Source organism: Streptomyces sp. TRM49041, assembly GCF_008271805.1.
Taxonomy (GTDB): domain Bacteria; phylum Actinomycetota; class Actinomycetes; order Streptomycetales; family Streptomycetaceae; genus Streptomyces.
Window position 1 is genome coordinate 1 of sequence record NZ_VSRY01000004.1, and the last position, 270, is coordinate 270.

The 270-nt window shown below is 68.9% G+C and carries 1 protein-coding gene; it reads left to right on the forward strand.

Annotated features, from left to right (window positions below):
- On the forward strand, positions 1-256 hold a 256-nt coding region (locus tag FVS66_RS00025; protein WP_149178861.1), incomplete at its 5' end, for a transposase family protein.
- Between the last annotated feature and the right edge of the window lie 14 nt (positions 257-270).

Sequence of the window (270 nt, forward strand, 5' to 3'; positions counted from 1 at the left end):
GGACTCCGGCTACCAGGGCGCCGGCGGCACCACCCGCACCCCGATCAAACGCCCGCAGGGCAAGGGCCACAACGGCTGGGAGAAGAAGACGAACTCCGCGATCGCCAAGCTCCGTGCCCCGGTCGAGCGGCCCTTCGCCGCGCTGAAACGCTGGCGGGTCCTCGACCGACTCCGCATCAGCCCCAACCGGGCCACCACCGCAATCCACGCCGTGTTCGTCGTCATGCGCCAGCGAGCATCACTCGCCGGAGGGTAGATCGGAAATGCTCA